This window comes from Chengkuizengella sp. SCS-71B, from assembly GCF_040100845.1.
In the GTDB taxonomy this organism is placed as follows: domain Bacteria; phylum Bacillota; class Bacilli; order Paenibacillales; family KCTC-33759; genus Chengkuizengella.
In genome coordinates this window covers 365,286-387,467 of the sequence record NZ_JAZHSH010000001.1, presented here as the reverse complement: position 1 = coordinate 387,467, position 22,182 = coordinate 365,286, and the positions used below count along the sequence as shown (strand labels likewise).

The 22,182-nt window shown below is 31.4% G+C and carries 18 protein-coding genes; all 18 read right to left on the bottom strand.

What is annotated here, in order from left to right; all coding sequences use genetic code 11:
• Positions 1 to 115: 115 nt before the first annotated feature.
• Positions 116 to 4,381, bottom strand: coding sequence for a DUF4073 domain-containing protein (locus VQL36_RS01865; RefSeq protein WP_349247683.1), 4,266 nt, complete (start codon positions 4,379 to 4,381; stop codon positions 116 to 118).
• Between the two features lie 94 nt (positions 4,382 to 4,475).
• Complete coding sequence (locus VQL36_RS01860) at positions 4,476 to 5,360, bottom strand: YihY/virulence factor BrkB family protein (protein WP_349247682.1); 885 nt, start codon at positions 5,358 to 5,360, stop codon at positions 4,476 to 4,478.
• A 121-nt stretch (positions 5,361 to 5,481) separates the two neighbouring features.
• Positions 5,482 to 6,174 carry a CpsD/CapB family tyrosine-protein kinase gene (locus VQL36_RS01855; protein WP_349247681.1) on the bottom strand — a complete coding sequence of 231 codons (693 nt, stop codon included), beginning with the start codon at positions 6,172 to 6,174 and terminating at the stop codon, positions 5,482 to 5,484.
• Positions 6,164 to 6,916 (bottom strand): YveK family protein, encoded by a 753-nt coding sequence (locus VQL36_RS01850; RefSeq protein ID WP_349247680.1) that lies wholly within the window; start codon positions 6,914 to 6,916, stop codon positions 6,164 to 6,166. The genes VQL36_RS01855 and VQL36_RS01850 overlap by 11 nt, the downstream gene beginning before the upstream one ends.
• A 220-nt stretch (positions 6,917 to 7,136) precedes the next feature.
• Positions 7,137 to 8,663, bottom strand: a complete 1,527-nt coding sequence (gene murJ, locus VQL36_RS01845) for a murein biosynthesis integral membrane protein MurJ (RefSeq protein WP_349247679.1) — start codon at positions 8,661 to 8,663, stop codon at positions 7,137 to 7,139.
• A gap of 65 nt (positions 8,664 to 8,728) precedes the next feature.
• A complete protein-coding gene (locus tag VQL36_RS01840) occupies positions 8,729 to 9,943 on the bottom strand; it encodes an O-antigen ligase family protein (protein WP_349247678.1) in 1,215 nt (404 codons plus the stop codon).
• A gap of 58 nt (positions 9,944 to 10,001) precedes the next feature.
• Positions 10,002 to 11,120, bottom strand: coding sequence for a polysaccharide deacetylase family protein (locus VQL36_RS01835; RefSeq protein ID WP_349247677.1), 1,119 nt, complete (start codon positions 11,118 to 11,120; stop codon positions 10,002 to 10,004).
• On the bottom strand, positions 11,117 to 12,322 hold the full coding sequence (locus VQL36_RS01830) for a hypothetical protein (RefSeq protein WP_349247676.1): 1,206 nt from the start codon (positions 12,320 to 12,322) through the stop codon (positions 11,117 to 11,119). Before VQL36_RS01830 ends, VQL36_RS01835 begins: the two co-directional genes overlap by 4 nt.
• 49 nt (positions 12,323 to 12,371) lie before the next feature.
• Entirely contained in the window at positions 12,372 to 13,535 is a 1,164-nt protein-coding gene (locus VQL36_RS01825; protein ID WP_349247675.1) for a glycosyltransferase, read from the bottom strand.
• Between the two features lie 20 nt (positions 13,536 to 13,555).
• Complete coding sequence (locus VQL36_RS01820) at positions 13,556 to 14,662, bottom strand: glycosyltransferase (RefSeq protein ID WP_349247674.1); 1,107 nt, start codon at positions 14,660 to 14,662, stop codon at positions 13,556 to 13,558.
• A 45-nt stretch (positions 14,663 to 14,707) separates the two neighbouring features.
• Entirely contained in the window at positions 14,708 to 15,838 is a 1,131-nt protein-coding gene (locus tag VQL36_RS01815) for a glycosyltransferase family 4 protein (RefSeq protein ID WP_349247673.1), read from the bottom strand.
• Positions 15,839 to 15,958: 120 nt separating this feature from the next.
• Positions 15,959 to 17,773 (bottom strand): nucleoside-diphosphate sugar epimerase/dehydratase, encoded by a 1,815-nt coding sequence (locus tag VQL36_RS01810; RefSeq protein ID WP_349247672.1) that lies wholly within the window; start codon positions 17,771 to 17,773, stop codon positions 15,959 to 15,961.
• Between the two features lie 166 nt (positions 17,774 to 17,939).
• On the bottom strand, positions 17,940 to 18,308 hold the full coding sequence (gene acpS / locus VQL36_RS01805) for a holo-ACP synthase (RefSeq protein ID WP_349247671.1): 369 nt from the start codon (positions 18,306 to 18,308) through the stop codon (positions 17,940 to 17,942).
• Positions 18,309 to 18,343: 35 nt separating this feature from the next.
• Positions 18,344 to 19,411: a ketoacyl-ACP synthase III gene (locus VQL36_RS01800; protein WP_349247670.1), complete on the bottom strand. Its 1,068-nt coding sequence runs from the start codon at positions 19,409 to 19,411 to the stop codon at positions 18,344 to 18,346.
• Positions 19,408 to 19,638: an acyl carrier protein gene (locus VQL36_RS01795; protein ID WP_349247669.1), complete on the bottom strand. Its 231-nt coding sequence runs from the start codon at positions 19,636 to 19,638 to the stop codon at positions 19,408 to 19,410. The genes VQL36_RS01800 and VQL36_RS01795 overlap by 4 nt, the downstream gene beginning before the upstream one ends.
• A 35-nt stretch (positions 19,639 to 19,673) precedes the next feature.
• Positions 19,674 to 21,203, bottom strand: coding sequence for an amino acid adenylation domain-containing protein (locus VQL36_RS01790; protein WP_349247668.1), 1,530 nt, complete (start codon positions 21,201 to 21,203; stop codon positions 19,674 to 19,676).
• Between the two features lie 28 nt (positions 21,204 to 21,231).
• Positions 21,232 to 21,459, bottom strand: a complete 228-nt coding sequence (locus VQL36_RS01785; RefSeq protein ID WP_349247667.1) for a phosphopantetheine-binding protein — start codon at positions 21,457 to 21,459, stop codon at positions 21,232 to 21,234.
• 16 nt (positions 21,460 to 21,475) lie between these two features.
• The gene (locus VQL36_RS01780) at positions 21,476 to 22,111 is read right to left on the bottom strand and encodes an acetyltransferase (protein ID WP_349247666.1); all 636 of its coding nucleotides are present in this window, start codon (positions 22,109 to 22,111) and stop codon (positions 21,476 to 21,478) included.
• Between the last annotated feature and the right edge of the window lie 71 nt (positions 22,112 to 22,182).

Here is a 22,182-nt window from a genome sequence, read left to right as displayed (position 1 = left end):
CTTTTTTTATTTTATCCCAGATGAACTGCACCCCAATTGTTAGACGCTATCATACAATTGGAGGCGCAGTTTAGCTTTTATCATCAAGGATAGCTTTTAAATTAAATGATTTTAATTAGTTCATAAAATCTACAAACTGTAAGAAACGTGCAATCATCACAGCTACTTCTGCTCTTGTTGCATTCGCTGATGGTGCAATCATATTTTCCGTTTTACCACCAATAATGCCTGTCTGAGTCATTACTTCTAATTCTTCTATTGCCCATTTACTTATTTCTGCATAATCTGAAAACTTATCTTTTGCAATTAAACTTTGATTTAACTTGGATTCATCAAACTGTACTAATGCCATAGCTCGATAAATCATTGCTGCTGCTTGTTCACGTGTTATCAAATCGTTTGGTTTAAAGGTGTTATCATTATAACCTTTCACAATTCCTGCTTCCACAGCTGCATTCAGCTCGTTTACAAACCATTCCGTTCCTTCTACATCTGTAAAGATACTTGAGTAATCTTTGTTAGATTTCAAATCTAAGCTTCTAACCAACATCGCTGCTAATTGTGCACGCGTGGTTACTTCATTTGGTGCAAACTTAGTATCACTAATCCCATTTATTATATATTTACTTGATAATTTTTCGATAGTGGTCTGATACCAACCCTCACTATCTTCAAAGCTTACTTTATTTTCAACAATGACATACTTACTATTCGAAGTACTTTTAATGATTGCTTCTTTTCCATTAAACACAGTTGGAATAGGAGTAAAAGTTCCATCTTCGTTTAGACGAACTGCAATGGAACGATTAGGATCAAATCTCTTTTCACCCATGATCACACGCTCAATATATTGACTAAAGTGTTCAATTTCTACTGTTTCATCTCCTGAAGTGACTTCAATATGAAAATCATATACGTCTGATGCTAGATCTAGCTCATCTTGATCCTCTATTAATTCTGTATTCTTCACCTTGTTAATCTGGATAGAAACTTTTAATTCATTTGCAGATACACCTAATTCTTTAGAAATATCTTTAAGATCAATTTCTTCTATAGGAAGGTGGTATGCTGCTTCGTCCATGATGATTTCAATCACTACTTCATCGTTTTTATCTGTTACGGAATCGATAATGTCAGAGCTAAGCTCAATGTCCAATCCGTCTGTTTCAACCGTTGATAAATCTATTACAAGCTGCTCCACTTCGTCCACATCTTCTAATGCTTTGTTGATTGTTCGTTCATCCAATTCAATCTTCGTTTTTGTTGATCCATCGGCTTGCTCTTCTGTTTTCGCTTCTTTTGCAACATCAACTTCTACGCTCTTAGAGTCGTCTAACTCTTCTTCTGATTCTTCTTGTTCAGTTGACTTGGTTTCTTCGACGTCAGCTGGAGGGGGTGCTGAGCCTCCACCTGAACCGCCGCTTGGAGTTGATTCGCCAGAGTCTCCACCATCAGAGTCTTCATCGTCAGATCCATCGTTATCTTCATCTGATTCTACCATTGCTGATATTTCATTTGAAGGGATACCCTCACCAACATCATTCAATGCTGTCACAATATAGTGATAAGTTGTATCACTCTCAATATCAGTATCTATATAATGAGTAGTTCCTGTTACACCATCACTATTTATAATCGTTTCACTGCTATTCAATTCTGCAATATCTTCATAAGGTCCACCTTCTGCTTCCGAACGTTTCACAACATAACCAGTAGGAGCATTATTGTTTACATTTGATTCCCAGGTCAATTCTATTTCTAGATTTGATGTTATAGCTCTCATGTTGATAGGTGCACTTGATGTTCCCAATGTGTCAAATTGAAACCAGGCTGACTCTTGTAATGGTTCCTGACCTGGAACATGAATCGCTACATTGTATTCATAATTTCCAGAAGGCAAAGAATCATAAGGAATTTCATAAAAAATTCCACCTGGATAATCAAAATCTAGCGTATCTTCAAATACAATTTCTTTATTTACATTTTTTATTTCTATTAAGGAAGAAATAGCAGAATCACTATTACGATCAGAAACTACATTATGAAGGTTAAATTGGCTACCCTTTATATTATGTTCAAACTTAATTTCATTACTCAAGTATGAAAAAGATACATCCATTTCAATTAAATCCGTCAATTGCAATTGTGTATTTTCTACGATATCTATCTCTTTACTATACCATTTCCAAATATAATCCCCCTGACGTTCTTCAATAAAAAACCTAACTAAATCAGGTGTCAATATAATTGTATTTTGTTTAAACTCAGGAAAACTAAAAAATGATGCTGAATAATGATCCATTGCCAAATAATCTATGTCTAATGGCTGATTATTTCTATAAAAAGATATTTCAACAGCTTCTTTTAATTCATTATCAAAATGAATTGGAGATTCATACACACTCAGATCGACTTCTTTAAAAAGAAGAACTTGTTGAGATAAATCATCTTCTAATTCAGTTTGTGCAGAGTATTTTAAGTAAAATTTTGATATTTCTTTAGGTAACCATAACATAATACCCGATTCATTAAATAGAACTTCTTCAATGCTGAACCCAAAATTTTGATCAGAAATAACAGTAATTCTATGATGATTAAGTTTATTATGTGGTTCAATTTGAAGTTCAATCACTTCTGATTCATCTATATTAATTTCTTCTAAATCATTAATTTCTTGACCTGCTAAGTTAGCTTGATATAAATATATAATGATTTCACCAGCATCACTTTTTAATTCAAACGCCATTTCTATCCAATGATCTTCGTTTTCTTCTAGATCTAAACGAACATCATTAAATTCATCAAAAGATCTAAACCCTTTACTGCTTACTCCATTCCCAAAACTTCTTACTATTCCTGAATTTAAGGACACTTCATACTCTTCAAATCCACTAGGTAAATTGAACTTAAAGTCTCCTGTTTCATCATTGTTTTTAGTAAAAAACACTATAATATAACTAGTTAGATTTTTATAACGAACGAGTACTTCTTGATCGCCATTAAATGTAGGTCGGTTTGAATCATCATACTGTAACCATGAAATACCACCATCGGCTGAATACTCCATACTTGTATCTGCATTTAATATCACATTGTTCTCATCATCAGCAGAAACATTAGGATATACACGACCTTCACCTATTGTAAAATCAACTGATTGTTCCAGAGTTTGCCCCTCAAATTCAACCTCTACAAAGTATACATAATTTCCTGGTGGAAGAACTAAATCATCAATCAATAGATATGAACCCCACTCTTCTTCAAGTTTATAAATATCATCTGTATCTTGATTTTTTATCATAAAAGAATGAGATATATTTTCAGAATCTACCCAGTCAAGATCAAAATCCCCACTCTGTATATCATTTTTTAGTGAAATTGCATGACTTAAAAAATTATAATATACATCTATTTCTAGATTCATAGTATCTGAAAAAGATAACTCAGTTTGGAACTGAAAATCAATTATGTCAGTAGACCAACTCGAAAAGAAATTGTTTCCATAAAGCATTGCACTTATAAATCTTTCCCCTGGAGATACAGATACTCTATCAATGTTCCTAAAAGATCTTGAAATGCCATAGTCTATAAAAGACACATGTGGAAGATCTCTATCAAATACTACATCTACTAAATTATTAAATTCTTCATCAAATGTAATAGGAGTATTTAAATCAATATTTGAAATATCAATTTCTTTTACTATATAAAATGCATCAGAAATTTCATTTGAGTAATCATTACCTACATATTTAACAAGAAAATTGTTTAAGTTAGAGGGCAACCACAACTCTACTTGTGAATTGTTGTTAAAATCATATTTATCAACTTCAACTGAGTATTCATCAGAGCCTAATACAACTAGAGTGATCAATTCATTGTTGAATTCTTCATTCATATGGATCTGAAGTCGATTAACTTCATCTTCTGATACATTAACATTATTTAAATTTTTAATTTCATTGCCATCTAACTTTTCTCGATATAAATAATTGATCTTATTTCCTTCACTATTCCTCAACTTAATAGTGATATTTAGAAAATATTCTGTATCCTCATCCAGGCTTCCATTTTTCAAATCTAAAAACTCTTCTACAGACAAAAATTCATTACTTTGTTCTCTATTCAGTAAGTTAATTTCACCAGAAAAATGGTAGGTCTCGTATCCTTCTGGAACTAGAAGCTGGAAATTTTGAACTAAACCTACTTCTTCTTGCTGGTTATTTCCCTCAGTAATTTCCGGTTCTAACAAGTCACCTACGTTAGTTACATCCTCAACTACATCCCCCTCAGCTTGTACACCAGCCAAAGGAACCACCGAAGAAAAAATAAGTAAAAAAGATAATAATGACACTAATATGTACCTATTGCTGTTTCTCATGTTGTCAACTCCACCTTATTATTATTGGACATTCAGTACATATTTTACTATATTTATTTTTTAATTAACATGTATATAAATCCCATGTTTGCCCTCATTTCTCCTTTTTGTGCTTAAAAGGAAGAATCAAATAATACCCAAAAGGTTTACAATGCTCTCTCCTTCTTCCTTCACGTAAATTTGTTAAAGCTGCATTGACCTCACCACCTAGGATAATTGTAATATTAATAAGGTACATCCAGATGAGTAAACCAATGACTCCTCCTATACTTCCGTACGTCTTTGAAAAATTACCAAAGTTATTTATGTATATTGAAAATAGAAGTGAAACCACGATCAAACCAACGGTTGTAAAAATGGCTCCTGGCAAAACTTCTCTATATTTTAATTTTCGATTTGGTGCACTATGGTACAAGAACACAAAAACAAAGAAAATAACAAAGAGTGGAATCAAATATTTCATCCATCTCCATACAATTCCAAAATATTGTGGCAACTCAAAGAAACTAAACACTTGTCTACCTATTACTTCTCCAAAAACAAGCATGATAAATAAAAGCAACAGCACCAAAGCTAGATACAGAGTATATAAAATAGAAATCCCTCTAACGACAACATAGTGTCTGTTTTCCGCTTCATCATAAGCCTTATTAATCCCACGAATAATAGCCATAACCCCTCTAGAGGCTGTCCAAATGGCAGCAATGACACCAAGGGATAACAGTGTCTCACTACGACTGGATACCGTCTCCGCTATTAAATTTATAATCGTCTGATCAGTATTATCAGGCAGGAGCTCCGTGATCTCCTTTAGTACATCCTGACTTGTAATGGTTGTGTATGAAAGTAATGTAATGAGAAAGATAAGGAAAGGAAAAAAAGATAAAATCTGATAATAAGTTAACTGTGCAGCAATAGCATTGACTTCATCATCTTGAATTCTACATATCATTTCATTGAAAAATGGCTTGATTTTCACGTTGTTCACTCCGAGTATGGTTGAGATATTTTGCAAAAAATACAATCATTAATCTTGGTTATAGTATGTATTATTCTAGAACTATCTATAATTAAATTACTTAAAAATTGACTATAGAGATTTATTGTATATAATAATAAGATTCATGTTTTGACACCTTCTTCTTATTTAAGATCGCTCCTAATATTTTAGCATTCGCTTGTTCTAAATTTTCTTTGGCTTTTTTAACTTGTTCTGTTCTTGTTTTTCCGCTCCGTATAACAAGAATTACACCATCACACACATTTGATAAGATTTGTGCATCGGTTACTGCTAATACGGGTGAAGTATCATACACTACCATATCGTAATTTTCAAAGGCTTCCTTCATGAATACTTTCATTTCACTTGCAGATAATAATTCTGCAGGGTTAGGGGGGATTGGACCACTTGTAACAATTTGAAGGTTATCAATGCCAGAATCACAAACGAAATCTTCTATTGATCGGTAATGACCAGCCAAATAGTTAGTTAAACCTCTATGTTGAGTACGTTCAAAAATGTGATGCAAAGTAGGCTTTCTAAGATCAGTATCTACAAGTAATACGCGGTTCCCTTGCTGCGCAAAAGAAATCGCCAAATTTACAGCAGTAGTCGTTTTTCCTTCACCAGGAACAGAAGAAGTAACTAAGATTGATTTGACACTTTTATCAACAGAAGAAAATTGGATATTACTTCGTATGGATCTAAATTGTTCAGAGAAAATAGACTTAGGTTGATAAAATGATAGCATACTGCGTAATCTCACCTTATCCTTCTTTCTTTCAAGCTTCATATGTGATGCTCCCTTCCTTAGTAACACTATCTTCTTTTTTACTTCTCTTCTCTTTTAAAAACTTCTTCATGTTTATTTTCCCTATTTTATTTACTGTCCCTAGAACTGATAATTCTAAATCATCTACATGACGTTCAGTTTTAACTGAATTATCAAAAAATTCTAATAAGAATATTAGTACCAAAGAAAATACTACAGCTACAACAAAAGAAATAGCTATATTTAAAATCGGGTTAGGTTTTACAGGAGAATTTGGAACCTTAGCTTCTGATAATATAGTCACATTATTCACTTGCATTAGCTCAACTATTTTTGTTTTAAACACTTGTGCGACTGTATTTGTAATCTGCGAAGCCATTTCACGATCCTCACTGGTTACCTCTATTGTGAATACTTGCGATTGATTTTCTGTATACACTTGAATCAAACTGCTTATATACTGAGCAGAATATTTCCCTTCTAAATTCTCACTAACTTGTTCCAATATAAGAGGACTTTTAATGATGACACTATAAGTATTAATTAACTCTATACTAGAACGAATGTCATTAAGATCAAATGGCTGTAATTCGGAAATTTCAGGGGTAACAAGGATTTGACTAGAAGATTTATACGTAGGTGTTAGGACATAATAATTAACTAGCCCTGTGGTTACCGTAACTATTACAGTAATTATGATGATCATCCACATTTTTCTTAGAATTAATTGAAGAAATTCTTTTACATTCATATCTTGTTCCATTTTTCCCTCCACAATAACTTTATTTCACCAATTCATATTCATGGTTTCATTTTCGTATAAAATCTACTAAAGTTATACTAATATAAAGCAATATGTGAATCTCTTATTTAGGTGTTTTACAAGTTATATATATTAATTAATATAATGTTTATGCCTAAAATTCATATTTTATATGGACACTTTTGTGAATTAACATCAGAGGAAATAGATGAATATTATCTTACTTCAAAACACTTTTAATCTTTCTTTTTATAACATTCACAAAAATATTTACATCATCTATCTTAATGAAATAAATAATGACTACATAAGTTGTTACACCTATTGCTAAAGTAAGCAGGAATAATAGGAATTGATTAAAAATATGAATTGATAAATAGTCAAAGCTTAATTTGGAAATCACACCTGTCAATAGTGAGGCAATTAATATTTTGACAAATGATACACTTATGTGCTTTAATCCAAATTGCCCTATTTTCCTTCTAAGACTGATTGTGAGCAATATTGTAGTAAATGTTGCAGAAATACTTGTAGCTAAAGCTAAGCCGCCTATTCCTAAAAATTTGGAAAGAATGATGTTCAATATAATATTTAACCCCATGCCTATTGCGGCATTGATCATAGGTGTCTTAGTATCCTCCATGGAAAAAAACACTTTAGATAAAACATCCCTTAGTCCGTATCCGACCATACCGATAGAATAATAAAACAAGGCAGTCGAAGTCATTGAAACCGCCTGTGAATCAAATGCTCCTCTGCCAAATACCACTTGCACAATGAGCTCTGCAAAAATCATAACTCCTACTACTGCTGGTATTAATAGCAAATTAATGCTGTTAAAGATAGTGGATATGGATTTTTTTAAACCAGATAGATTATTTTCTACTACCATTTTTGAAATCATTGGAAATATGACCGTTGTAATTGACGCAACAAAAACTCCTTGTATAAATAAATTAAACAGATTTGCATAAGTTAGAGCAGATATTCCGCCAATTGATATTTGTGACGCAATCGTTCTATCTACTAATACATTAATCTGGTTCGCTGAAACTCCTATCATTACAGGAAGTGATAAGTAAATTATTTTTTTAAATTGTTCCTTATATTTGTTCAGTACAAAACTAAATCTATAACCTTGTTTCAAAACAAATGGCATTAACCATAATATTTGAAGTAAACCTGCAACAACACTCCCTATACCTAAAATGATATTATTAAATCTATAAGCTAGAAAAATTGAAAGAATGATGGCTAAATTGAAAGGTAAACTCATAAGACTTGGAACTTTAAAATTATTATTTAGATGTAAATATCCAGTAAATATATAAACCAACCCTGAAAAATAAATTGCAAATATGCTTATTCTAGTTAAATTAGTCGCTAATATTAAAGTTTCTTCTTGAAATCCAGAGGCAAACATCTTAACGATAGGAACCGTAAATACAATTACGATGACAACAATAAAAGTACATATTACTAAAACAACATTTATAAGCATGTTAGTAAAACCTATAGCATCTTTTATCCCTTTTTCTTTCAATATTCTACTATACATAGGAATATAAGTATGTTGAATGCTTTTTGCAAAAAACTGAAATAATATTAAAGGTATAGTTAGAGAAATTAAATACGCATCTGTAACATTTGATGCCCCATAAAAATAAGATAGTGTAATCTCTCTGCCGAACCCAAGCATTTTTGAAAATATGGCTAATATCATTAAAATGAATACTAATTTTTTCACAAACCACACTCCAAATTTTTTTATCTATTAGTGCGTGATCAAAAGGGGACTTTTTGAACAACCTCTTAGTTATTCACATACATAAATTTTTTGTACAGCAGTATTATTCCTACTGCTATGCCCGAAATACCATTTATCATCAAAGTGTGGGAAAAAAAGGAGTATAAAAACAAATACATAAATAAAGAGATAGAAAACTTGTTTCCATTCACAATAAAATTTTTTATTGCAGTAATGAGTAAACTTAATAAAAACAAGATATATGTAAAAAGAGAAATAATTCCGGTTTCAGCAAAAGTATAAATAAACATATTATGTGCACCTTGTCCTGTGACTTTAGTTGAATTACCTATTCCTAGACCAAATATGAGGTTTCTTGATGCAGTTTCAACGCTAATCACTAATGCATCCATTCTCCCATTACTAACATCATCTTGGTGTTCATTGGTATTCCAAAACATTAATCTATCTAATCTGCTATTATATAGAAGATCTTGTATCCACAAATTAGATCTGATAAATGTAAATAGTAGTGCCAGAAAGATCATGGTAATAGAACATCCCACTATGATTTTTTTTATAACACGCAATTCCCATTTTTGTAGAACAATAGACTCAATAAAAATGATGATTAATAATACGAAAAAAGCTGATCTAGAACTTGAAGCTACAATGCCCAATATCATAATGATTTTTAATAAGATATTTACCTTATTGTTTCCATATTTAGAAATACATAAATATGAAAAAACGATTGCCGCTGCATATTGATTAGGATCAATCCACATTGAACCAGGTCTTCCGTTATTTTCCTTATATACCCCTACCATTTCCATTACTTTAAATATTTCCAAAAATTCAAGTATACCTAATACAGCTAATAAAACACCTGCATAGCCAATAACTAATAATAATTGTTGGAGATGGATCTTTCTATTTATAACAAAGACAACAACTACACAAATTACAAAATTCTGAATATATTTCATTACTATGTACTGGGATGAACTGTCTAATTTACTATTTACCAATCCAAAATTTATAAATATCATAGTATGAACTGCCATTAATAACATGCCAATGTATAGTTTTTGTTTGTTCAAATTTGTTTTATAAAATATCAAGATTAGAAGAATATTCATGAACATAGCAAATGAAGAAATTTGAAATGTTGAGTTTATAGATGTAAAAACTCTATTCAAGTTTGAAACGATAAAAAATGCCATGATATATAGAAAAAACGGATTATTTAAATTGAAAGATACATTTCTTTCTGGCATATTATCATTGGCTTCCTTTCTTTATGGCTTTTCCGTTAGAAAACCGAACTTGATTTATTTATCTTATCTTCCTAAGTATTTTTTTTACGCTTGTATAAACATTATTATTTTGAAAACTTTTCATTGAGATTTTTCCAACCCAGTATGCACTAGCTGCTTTTGAATATACTTTTGGATAATTACGAGTAAAGGAAATTCTGTTTAATCCGACAAATTTCCCTTGTTTCATTTTCTTTAAATGATTAATATTATTGTCTTCTCGCAATTGACTCGATCTCATATAACAGCGATATCCAGCATCATTTGTAATTTGTAGTACAAGGTCATTATATCCTCCTCCTGGAAAACATATGACCTCTATATTTTTATTTAATTCATCCTCGAGCACATTTTTACAATCCATTACTTGAACCTTTATTTCTTCGATATATCTTTCATGAGTTTCTAATTCACCTTTACCTTCATCTTCATCATCATTTAATATAGATATTAATTCTTGTTTATCTTTTACTTTTTCATATTTATCCAGAGCATGTTTTATAAACTCATCATTAGGTATAAACTTTTGACAGGATAACCTTCTATTGTATTCGAATATTGGGAACCCCTCTGGTATTAATTTTGCATACTTATATGCATCTCCATCCCATCTTTTTGGGGTATCAGGATATAACATCCAAGCCAACCAATAGTACTTATCAAATTTATCCTCTGTGTAGATATCTATAATTTTTCCTGAAGTAAATATAAACTCATGTGTCATAGCATGCGCTTGTATATCAAATACTTTGCTATATTCTGCCTCTCTCATTTCATCAAAATTCATATATCCCCAACCATATTTAGATTTAATAACATCGCTAACCTTACTATCAAAAGCATATTCTGGATTAACAAAGATCGTTCCTCTCGCATTATATTTCTCCATAATTTCTCTCGCAATTAATAAATTGTCCACAAAACCATCATCAAATGTAATTACAGCAATTTTTTTATTATAATCAATCTCCATTTCAAGTAAATCAGACATGTTTATAAGTTCATACCCTAACTTTTTTAACATTTTTAAGTGAGCTTCGAATTCTTCTGGATAAAAACTAAGATATCCTAAAGGGTTTTTTTGAGGATGTTTATTAATGGAATGATACATAACGATAGGTATGTCAAATTGATTCAAGATTTCACCTTCTTAATAACAAATTTTCTTTTTCCAAAATTAGTAAGTTCTATGTGATCTACAAACTTAAATATTAGATTCATCTCATCTCCAAAATTATCTCGAAATCCTCGTTTCAGCTTAGAAATTGACTTATTGTTGTCAAATTGACTTGATACAATCATGTTCATTGTTAGGTTACTCTCATCATCCTGAACGATTTGATAATTTATAATTCCATCTACCGTTCTGCTTAGGATCGTCCAAAATTGACTTGGTATCATCTTTCCAGTTGGAGTTTCAATCACATCATTAGCTCTTCCATAGATCTCTTTTAAGAAGTACCTATTTCCTAATCTTGATATTTCACCCATATCACCAATGTTATATCTAATAAAAGGTGTAGCATAATTATCTAAATCAGTAACAAGCAGTTCATTTTTATCATTTGTTTCAACAATAAACTGTGTGGAATTAATTAATAATTCTTGATCTTTAAATGTTTCATGAGCGATAACGCTAAACTCACACGAACCATATTTATTCAAAATTTTACAGTTAAAAAATTCCTCGATGGTTTCCCTTTGATAAGGTTGTAATTGTTCTCCGCTAGATACGATGATTGGAGGAGTATAACACGACATATTATTTTTAATACCTACATCTGCTATTTTATATAGATAAGAAGGATAACCATACAACTCTCTTGGTTTTTGCGAATTAATGATATTGATATACTCTATTGCCTTAGCATCATCCATTGCATATCCAGGCAATACCGTTGTGTCTAACAATAAATGTTTCATTCTAATGATCGTTTGACTGATTTCAGGTTTTTGCAGGTTCCCTCCCCAAATTCCAATTGTTTTTCCTTTATGTTGCTGAATCCCATTTATATGATTAAAATAATGTTTTGATGCGGCGTGCTTAGATTTTGCCTTCCTACTTATATAAAATTTGAAATTCTCTCCAGATGAGCCACTTGTGCTTCTTAAAACAGCAGTCTTATTATTTTTTTTTATGATATCTATGTTATTTCTAATAAATTTCTTTGTAACAATTGGATACCTTTTCAGTTCATCAATATGATTCAAGGGTCTATGTATCACTGAATTTTCACTACAATAGTTTTTATAGAATTCCTTTTTTGTAAAGTGATTTAAAAGTTTGTTTAACTTATCTAGTCTAATTTCTTCTAACTCTTCCCAAGTGAGTTTTTCCATTTTTTTATAATGATTTGCGTAAATGTATTTTTGTGGATATATCATGTAGTTAATTATTTTTAATATATTGTTCATGAACAACACCTTTACTTTTTAATTTCAACAAATGTTTATACATATCATCGAACTCTTTCAATACATGGTCTATAAGAAAACTATGATTAAACATTTCTAAGGATTTCTCCCCCATCTCATGTAACTCTGATTTACCTTTGTTTAAAAGTATATTTATCCTATCAACAAGCTGATCTTTATTTCCAACATCCGTTACATAACCATTAACACCTTCAACGATAAACTCATTCATTGACGTGCTTCGAGTAGATACAACAGGTCTTTTAGCTCTAAGCGCTTCAGCAATTGTATTGGGCGAGCCCTCAGTATTGCTAGTTTGCACAAATATATCAGACCTTGACAGGGCAATATCTATATCGTCTCTATACCCTAAAAGTTTTACTTTATGATCTAGCCCTTCATTTTCGATCCATTCATTAAAAGACTTAACCAATTCTCCCTTTCCCACTAACCAAAATTCAACATTGTCATTCGTCTTCAATATCTCTTTCGCAGCTTCTAAAAACATTTTTTGATTCTTAACAGGTGTAATTCGACCGATTGCAGTGACAACAAATTTGTGTTTTTTCAATGAATCATAGTAGGTTTGCTTGTTGATTTGGTAATCAACTTTGTTGTGATCATCAAATCCATTATGGATGAGCCAAATTTTTTGTTTTCTTAAGAAATGAAGATCTTTTTTAAGAATAGGTTCTAAATCTGTATTATTAATCGTCCAGTTTTTAGTAAAAATATTTATAACTGAATTAACCCATTTCATCTTCGTATATGTGAAATGTTTTTTTCCCAACATCGCCCCTATCACAACAGGTGTTCTAGCGATTAAGGCTGGAAGCCTTCCATATATATTTGCAGTTCCACCACCAAAGGCATGGACAATATCATAGTTATTTTTCTTTATTAATTCAGTTACTTTTTTTATAAATTTTATATTTCCACATTTCGATTTATCAATATAAATTAGATTAATACTACTATTTTCAAAATGTGGAAGAAATTCAGATCCTTTATCGTCATAATACAAAACATCAATACTATAATTTAGTTCATGTAATGCATGTCCCATAATCAAAACCTGTCTTTCAGCCCCTCCATACCCTATGGTGTTTGTTACCCACAACATTTTAATTTTGTTCATCATTACAGTAATCTCACTTTCTAAAAATTGTTCTCATATTGTGTAACTATACTTTTTATTGAAAAATGCTCCACAACTCTGTTTCTATACTTCTTTCTTCTATTTTCTGCCACGTCACTTTTTTCAACTAATGTATTTTTTATAACGCTAGATAAAGCGATATAATTAGAGCACTCTACAACCCTCTCATTATCATCTAATATAAGCTTCGCATCACCAACATCAGTTACTACACAAAGGGATTCACAGGCCATTGCTTCGATTAACGTATTTGGAAAAGCTTCTCCTGCCGAATGTAAAATATATACATCACTCGCTGACATAATTAAGGGCATGTCATGTCGCAAGCCTAGTAAGTATATATCTTTATCAATGATTAAATTTTTAGATTGGATAATCGATACCAGTTCTTCATTATGAAGATCAATACGATGGCCGCACATCACACCCACTACATCAGGGAATTCTTCTTTTACCAAGGAAAGGGCATTGATAAAGTTCGGTATATCCTTTAATGGTGAATACCTAACCGCTGATAACATAATCTTCTTATTTGCAGGAATAGACAACTCAGCACATAAAGTACTTCTAGCATTACAAATCGGGCTATAGATAGAGGTATCACAACCGTTATTTAAAACCATTGATTTTGATTGATCATACCCAATATCTTCATGAACCCTCTTAGCTGTCTGCCCATTATAAGTCACTATATTTACAAACCTGCTAAGAAAAGAGCACACTTTATTCAGAAACAAAGTACTTCTTTTATTGCGACTTACCTCAAGATTGCTATGCCTAATTCCCCAAATGATATTTTTAACACCAGCCATTTTCCCACAAATCAAACCAATAAAATTAGCATGATACATCCAGCAGCATACAGTATCTGCTTTTTTGAAATGTTTGAATATTTTGAAAATAGTTTTTATAGGACGAGAGGAAATTTGATAATTAAATACTTCGATATTAAGATCTTTAATTTTTTCAATGTAGTATCCATCCTTGATTAAACTAATCACTTGATGTTGAAATTGATCTTTACTGCTATTTTTCAAAATATTATAGAGCATCGTTTCTGCTCCACCTTTATTAAGACCTGTTATAATATGAACAATTCTCTTCATAAATTTACCCTGCACCATTCAACAACTTCAACAGGTATGCTAATTTTATACAAATTCATGTTCTATCCTCCCTTTTGTTTCTGTTAAAATATTTTTTATTGTTGTCATATAATGGCCTATTACAATGTTTCTATCAAATTCACTTTTTACTTTTTTACGGGAATTTTCACCCAAAACCTTTTTTTCTTCGCTGTTTAACGCTATAAATTGATTAAGTTTATTTTCTAATGACTCTATAGACCTTGCCTCACATAAGTAACCGTTATATCCTTCTTCAATAATTTCTTTGCATCCAGGTACGTTAGAAGCTATAAGGGGTTTACCCATTGCTGCCCCTTCTAATAGAACATTGGACATTCCTTCGAAATAGGTAGGATGAACTATGCAGTCCACTTTTTTAATTTCTTCCCGCACATCATTAGAGAAACCAAGATATTGTATATGTTGATGATCCTTAATGATATTGACGTACTTTTCTTCTTCAAATCCTCCGAGTATTTGAAACTGTACATTGGAATATTTCTTAGAAAGTCTATTTGCAGCTTCGAGATACTCTTCTATTCCTTTTTCTTTCATAATTCTTGCGATAAATAAAAATCGAACCACTTCATCACTGTTATTATCTTCTAGAGGTGTGAATTTATTGAGATTAACTCCAGAACCTTTGACTAGTTTTGTTTTACTATGTTCAACAATATTATTGGTGACGAAAATAGAATGGTCATGTTCATTTTGGAAAAATATCATTTTAGTGGTATTGCAAGCATATTTATATAGTTTCTTAACTATAATGCTTAACTTATTATTATAAAACGAGTGACCAAGTCCTGTGATATTCATAATGACTGGTTTATTAAACCTAGCTGCTGCAATTGTTCCATATATATTAGGTTTAATTGTATAGGTCAGGATCAAATCTGGATCAACATCTTTAATTATTTTTTTATATCTATACATTAATTTTAGGTCTTCAATAGGATTTATTCCTCTTCTATTTATGTATGTCTGTATGAGTTTTGCTCCTGTTTTTGATATGATTTTCACTTTTTCATCTTCTATTGATTCTGGCAATGAAATATAAACTTTATAACCGTCATTTATAAGTCTTTGTATCAACTCAAATCTAAAATTATATAACCCTCTAGCATAATTTGCTAATATGAGAATCTTTTGCACTATCTCTTCACCCCTAATAGTTTATAGTCTATATATATTAAAGTTTGAATGAATTATTACTTTATATGATTAAGTTCCTATTGAATTTTAAGTATTAAAGGGGTGATCGAAGAAAAATTGCTATTCATTTATAACCAATACATCTTGTTCTGTTTGGTTATTTGTCATTTCTAGCAATTTAGTTTTCAATTCAGTTGATGACATATTTACGAAATCATTGATAAACGAATATAACAATCGTCCGTCAATAGCTGTAGATTTTCCGATATGAATTTTAGGGAAAATTTCCTTGCTATGTACCTCACTTTCATTTAATAACTCTTCAAATAACTTTTCGCCAGGACGTATACCAGTGTATTCAATTCCTATCTCCTCCACAGAATTACCCGATAGTTTAATTAGGTTCTTTGCTAAATCTATTATTTTAACAGGTTCACCCATATCCAATACAAATACTTCACCACCTCTTGCTAATGCTCCAGCTTGAATAACTAACCTCGAGGCTTCTGGAATTGTCATAAAATAACGAACCATGTCTGGGTGAGTAACCGTAACTGGTCCTCCCGCTTGAATTTGTTTTTTAAATAATGGAATAACACTTCCTCTACTACCAAGCACATTGCCAAACCTAACCGCTACAAAACGTGTATTACTTATTGTGTCTAAATGTTGTACTACCATTTCAGCTATACGCTTCGTTGCACCCATTACACTTGTCGGGTTCACTGCTTTATCTGTTGAAACGACCACAAATGTATTTACTTTTGCATGACTAGCTGCTTCTGCTACATATTTTGTCCCTAAGACATTATTTTTGACCGCTTCTTCAGGGTTCCTTTCCATTAAAGGAACATGTTTATGTGCAGCCGCATGATAAACGATGCTTGGTTTATGTTTTAACATGACAGCAAGCACTTTTTCTTTATCCTGAATGTCTGCAACCTCAGTAATGAATTGAATACCTGTATATGTTTGAATCAATTCTTGCTCAATGGTGTATATGCTATTTTCACCATGACCAAATAAAACTACTTTAGTTGGCTTATAATTTGAAATTTGTCTACAAATCTCAGATCCTATAGATCCGCCCGCACCTGTTACTAAGACCGTTTGGTTTTGAATTGAATTTAGTAGATTTCTATCATCAAGCTGAACTGGGTCTCTTCCAAGCAGGTCTTCTATTCTGACATTTCTAAAATCATTAACGGACACTTTTCCTAATATTAAGTCCTCTATCATTGGAAGGGATTGGGGTTTTATATTAGATTTCATACATTCTTGTACTATTTTGTTCAATTCCTTTTTATTAAGCGAAGGGATAGCAATTACAATATTAGTAATGTTATACTTTGCAACTGTTTGTTTAATTTTACTTACGCCGCCTATAACAGGCACTCCCATGATTTCCATCTGTTGTTTTTGACTATCATCATCAATAAATGCAACAGGATAAAGTTTTGAGTTTTTATTATTCTTAAGCTGTCGAACCACCATGGTACCAGCAGATCCTGCTCCTATAATTAAAGTATTCTTTCCTTGAACTTTACTTTTAAAATATGTATCTTGATATAATCGCCAAACAAACCTTACACCACCTACTAACAACAAATGTATCATCCATGTAACAACAAGTGCCCTAACATAAATACTTTGGTAAAAAATCAATTGCACAAGTGCAGTTATCACAATGGTTAAGGTGACAGTTTTGCAAATGATGATTAATTCACCAATACTAGCATATTCCCAAAACTTTTTATAAAGCTTATAATATCCTGCTAAAAGATGATGCCCAATAAGTAAGGTTAGGGAACTGACAAGCAGGCATGATGTAAAAAAATTCTCCGTGCCTACAATAAAATAACTAAAATATATGGCAGTTAATACACATAATGAATCTAACATAATTAAGTGTATTAACCTTTTTCGGTACAGCACTAACCGAACCTCCCTTTTTATTCTATTTTTTTAAAGGGCTAAATAATATTACATTATGTTATATTGAATATGAATAGAACTTAATAGGAAAAAGGAACTAAAACTTTTAAAATAAGGAAAATGAGAGATGTTAAGGTTTCTGATTCAGATATCAATTGAACCCTAGTTATGTTAGGGTTACAAAGCTTATCGCTGTAGTTTTATTATGAGATATTGAGATATTGAGGTCTCTAATGCCTAATTTTAAGGCCATTTCTAATGCAGCGTTATGCAATCTTAGAATGGGTTTACCATTTTCATTGTTCAATACTTCAATATCTTTTGGCATAATCTTATTATCGAACCCTGTACCCAGTGCTTTTACAGTAGCTTCCTTTGCAGCAAATTTTCCAGCTAAACTTTCTATTCTTTTTATTTCTCCGTAATTATGTACTATATTTAACTCATTTTGAGTAAAAACATTCAAAATATAAGTATCGTGTTCAACCAATTTTGAAACTCTCTTAACCTCAATCATATCCACACCAATATACATTTTTTATACCTCTAACCATTTTTATTGTTTATCCATTATTTATATTCAATCCATTCACAAAATTGTAAATTCCCAATTTCTATGGACATAGAATTCCATGTTAGCCCTGCTCCAAACCCAGCAAGACATAGCTTATATGATTGTTCTAACAGCTGTTCACCAAGGTTAAAACAAATTGTTGCTGGAATGGTTGCGCCATTTGAATTCCCAAAATTCCCTACTAAATTGTTAGGCATTTTATCGTATGGTATATCCATTGCATCGGCTAATTTTTCTAAGATGAACTTGTTAGGCTGATGAAATATATAATAATCGATCTCAGACTGGTTTTCCTGAGAGAAGTTAAACAACTGGTTTATCATAGGAGGCACTTCACTAAGAACAAAATTAAATATACCTGTACCATCCATAACTAAGTGATCCTTACTTCTCAAATTCCCATCCCCTGTATCTTCAAGTTCACCCGTTTCTACTGTTGAAGGTGATTTCATTCCTCCTGCTGGAATCATCAATGCATCCCCCTTACTCCCATCATTCTTTAAATTAGCAAATATTTTTGAATCCTTATCTGATTCTTCAACAATGGTAATAGAAGCTGCGTCACCTATAAGAGGATAACTATTTCGATCGTGTTTGGAGGTTTTACGACTCATTACATCTGCATTTAATACAACCACTTTATGAATTGATTCTTGCTCTAACAACATAAAAGCTTGCATCAATCCAATATTGTACCCTGCACATGCTTGATTGATATCCATACACACAATGTCTTTCTTTAGTCCTAATTCTCCCTGAATAATATTACTAGTAGGAGGCATGAAATAATCAGGTGTTTGTGTAATAAGCAATAGAGCATCAATATCCTCTTTTGATAAATAGCTATGATCAATTAAATAATTTAAACCAAAAATACAAAGGTCCGAAACACATGTATCCTCATCTACTATTCTGTGACGATCATAACCCATAATTCTTTTTAATCTTAGAGACTTTTGTATAGGAAAATTATAATTCGAAGCTTCATCTTCAAACTTAACTTCATTTTCAGGTACAACCGCTAATATTCCAGTTATTTTTTTATTTTTATACTTAAAATTCATACCTTACCACCGCTTCTTTCTATAAGGTCTTTGATTGTTCCTAAGTCTGTAAAATTTTCTGGAATGATTTCTAAGCCACTAATTGATATTTCAAACTCTTTATCAATGATCGATACTAAAGAAATAATATCAAACGAGTCTAGGATGCCATCATTAATAAAATGATTTGATTTTCCAAAATTAATATCTGGTCTTACGTCTTGAAGAATTTGCAATACAGAATTCATGTTCTATCCTCCAATTTTGATACATTTTATAGGATTTATTTCTCCAAATATTTATTGGCTAATTTTACCCTGTCAATTTTCAAATTCTGATTTAATGGAAGTTTATTAAGATGATAAAACACTGAGGGGATCATATATTTGGGAATGATATCTGCTAATTTTCTTCTGACTTCTCTATCTGACATGTTCATATTTGTTGTGTAAAACATTGTAATTTCACGTTTGATCTTATTATAAATAATGCATACGGTATCAAATTCTTTTAGGCTTAAAATTGTATTTTCAATTTCACCCAATTCTATCCTATAACCCATGTGTTTGATTTGAGAGTCATTTCGTCCAATATACATCAGCTCTTTATTTTCGTTGTAATACACCAAATCACCCGTTCTATAAATAAGCTCAGGATAATTGTTGTGAAGTGGATTTTGTATAAAAACTGCTTTTGTCTTTTCTTCATCATTCCAATAACCTAATGCTAAAGAACTACCTCTTACACATAACTCTCCTACTTCATGATCCCTTACTTCATTTCCTGAATCGTTTAGAATCATAATGTCCGTATTAAGACAAGGAGAACCGATCGGCAAAGGTTCATGATCTTTAAATTCCCTATCTATAATAAAATACGTACAAGCTAATGTTGCTTCAGTAGGACCATATAAATTAGCATACAGTGCATTAGGTAGACATCTCTTCCAATAGTTAAAGTGTCTAGTAGGCATAACTTCTCCAATAAATAAGATCTTCCTCAAACTACAATCATCAAACTCTTCCAATATTTGTGAGTTTGCAACATTTATAAACACAGATGGAACCCAAAAAATAAAATTAATCTTTGTTTGATTTACGTACTCTATCAGCTTAATAGGAAATGAAAAAAGTTGTTCTGGTATAATCACTAAGGTAGCAGCAGTAGCTAAACTAAGATACAGGTCAACCTGTGATATATCAAAATAGAACGGAGCTTGGTTACCAATGATCGTGTTAGAATTAATTTCAAATTGATCAATCATCCAGTCAATATAATCAATAACTGCTATATGTGGAATGACCACTCCTTTAGGTATGCCGGTAGAACCTGATGTATACATTGTGTAAATAGGGTCTGTGCCTATCATTTTTGATTGTATATTTTGTAGACATTCATCATCATAAGTTTGTAAACTATCGTAAATTTTATCTAATACAATTATATTCTTTTCTTCAATATCTATTGACTTCAAAACCTCTATATATTGTTGAGATGTAATGATAAACATGGGTTCCAAATTTTCTATAATGGCTTGAATTCTTTTTTTAGGTGATTTTATATCTAACGGTACATAAAAATTCCCACTGTATAATATTCCCAAGAAAGAGAGTATACCTTCCAAACCTTTAGGTAAAAAAGCGGCAATGGGCTGCTTTAATTGATTGTTTTTATGATGAATAACCGTACCTAACCCCTTTGCTTTTTTATGCAATGCATCAAATGAAATGGAACGATCCTTGTCCATAATAGCCGGTTTATTAGGGTTTATAGATGCGGTATTCTCAAGATATTCTAATACATTCTTTTTCAAAATATTCTCCTCCTAAAACACATTATCTTTAATCTAAATATTCATCTATTAAATGAATAATGTCTTCAACTTTACTACAATCCATTAATGTTTTTGTATTCACTTTTTTATCAAAATTTTCACTAAGTAACGCCGCAATACTCAAACGCCCAAGGGAATCCCATCCCTCTAAATCGTCTAAATCCATATTTATATCCAATTCTATTTCTTCTTCAAGAGTGTCCCGAACTTTATTTAAGAAATCTTCTTTCAACATTTTTTTACGACTCCTTTTAATATATTTGAACGGCAGGATTGCCAAACACTTTATTGTTCTCTTTCACCTTATTAACAACTACACTCCCTGCTCCAATGGTTGCATTTCTTCCTATTTTTATACCTGGAATAACTACTGCACTTCCTCCTATAAATACACCTTCCTCCAAAGATGTATTCCCCATTACATTACAACAAGCACTTATTGTACATCCCTTTTCAATCACGACATCATGACCTATACTTGAAAAAGAATCTACTATTACAAAATCTTCCAAAATTGTGTTATCTGTTATGATTGCATAAGGGCAAATAATCACACCTTTTCCTAAACTTGCATTGTGAGCAACGACTGAAGTAGGATGAATTAAATTAGTGAATTGTGCACCTTTTTCAAGCAATAAATTACAAATACTTTGTTTTATTGCTGGATTGCCTATAGCACATACTACAAACTCATTTTCTTTTGGCTCATAATCTTTGATTGTACCTACCAACTTTGCATTAATATTAAACTCCTTTAATGCATTTAAATTATCATCTAAAAAACCGATTTCATCCCATAAATGTTTCTTTTCTTGTATTTGCCTAGCCCACAATAACGTTTCTCTACCGCACCCACCTGCACCCACAATTAATAGCTTTTTTGCCACAATCATTTACCTCCTCTATTCCTTAATAGAATTATAGATTCCCTTAATGACAGTATGATTTCGTTATCTTT